Genomic DNA, 1,428 nt, shown 5'->3' on the forward strand with positions numbered 1-1,428 from the left:
GGGTTGTACGCAAAAATCAGTTGTAATATTATCTAAATCATTTGGAATATTAAAAAAAAAATTTTCAGGAAAATTTGCTTGATTGATTAAGGGAGAAAAATTGAAATAAGAAAGTTCAGGTGGAATATTAGGAAAAATAGAAAAACTAGTACCACTAGGAGCAAAAAAATCATATTCTCCATTTTCATCAGGGAAAACAGTATATAAACCACTTGTAGGTGAAAATAAGATAAACTTGATACCTTCATTAAAAGGCAAGTCATCATTGTCACAACCATCACTTTCATTATCATAGGTTACAGTACCCGAAATACGATTGTGAGGAGTTTGGCAATTACTAGATAATAATACATCAGTTTGATTGGTGTATTTCAAAAGATTAAAAATGAAATTTAAACGCTCTTTTTTTACACATAAAAATTCTAACTGGGGGCAATTGAATAATGAAATTTTACCTCCAAGATCCTGATTTAATAATACTCTTTTTAAATTTGGATTATCAGAAAAATCAATATTCCTTAATTCAGAAGCATCAATATTAATATTTTCTAGTTTATTACTTTTTACATCAAATAATTTGAGTTTAGTATCTTTAGCAAAATCAATTTTTTCTACCTTATTTTTGAATAATCTTAAATACTTTAATTGTTTATTTTGTGTAAAATTTAATTGACTTAATGAATTATTTATAGCATAAAAAGTATACAGATTAGGGTTATTTGAAACATCAATATTACTTATATGATTAAATCCTATTTGTAGGCTTGATAAATTAGTATTTGTAGAGAGGTCGATTGCTGTTAGTTGGTTACTAAACAAAGATAAATTGAATAAATTGATATTGTTAGAAATGTCAATAGTGGTTAATTGATTATTGGAAATGTCGATAAAATTTAATAAAACATTTTTGGAAAGATCAATGTTTGTTATTTTATTTTTTGAAAGTTGTAATGACCTTAAGTTTAGGTTTTTTGATATGTCTATATAAGTTATTTTATTTTCATCGAGAAAAAGTCCTTTTAATTTTAAGTTTTTTGATAAGTCTATATCAACTAACAAATTCCTTTGTAATGACAAATGTTCTAAATTTTTAAAGAACTTTATTTCATAAACCTCTCTTATATTTTTTTTTAGACAGATATATTGATTTTATTTTTTCTGCTTCTTCAATACTGATTTCATTATCTCCATTGGTATCAATAATAGGATCTTGATGATCTAATAATGCCTGTTTAAAATTAGGATCAGTAAACATTACATTTTGTGCGTTTCCATACACAAACATGATCATTACTAAAAGTAGTGTAGAGTATATTTTTTTCATAATTTTTTATTTAAATTTTGTTCCAACCTAAACGTGGTGATAGTAAGCTTATAACCTTAATATATAGTTATATTCCCCTTGCTTAACTATCACCTATGTTCAAG

General features: G+C 25.0%; 2 protein-coding genes. Both read right to left on the bottom strand.

Annotation, left to right across the window (positions count from 1 at the left end; all coding sequences use genetic code 11):
• The coding region (locus GMC_RS0100255) for a leucine-rich repeat domain-containing protein (protein ID WP_010520247.1) at positions 1–1,077 on the bottom strand (1,077 nt) is incomplete at its 3' end.
• A 28-nt stretch (positions 1,078–1,105) separates the two neighbouring features.
• Positions 1,106–1,324, bottom strand: a complete 219-nt coding sequence (locus GMC_RS0100260) for a hypothetical protein (protein WP_010520248.1) — start codon at positions 1,322–1,324, stop codon at positions 1,106–1,108.
• Positions 1,325–1,428: the final 104 nt, after the last annotated feature.

Origin of the sequence: Aquimarina agarivorans (genome assembly GCF_000218485.1) — a bacterium.
In the GTDB taxonomy this organism is placed as follows: Bacteria; Bacteroidota; Bacteroidia; order Flavobacteriales; family Flavobacteriaceae; genus Aquimarina; species Aquimarina agarivorans.

Bases quoted from the DNA above. Each gene is read 5' to 3' on its own strand.
- GMC_RS0100260 (WP_010520248.1), bottom strand. From the start codon at position 1,324: ATGAAAAAAATATACTCTACACTACTTTTAGTAATGATCATGTTTGTG.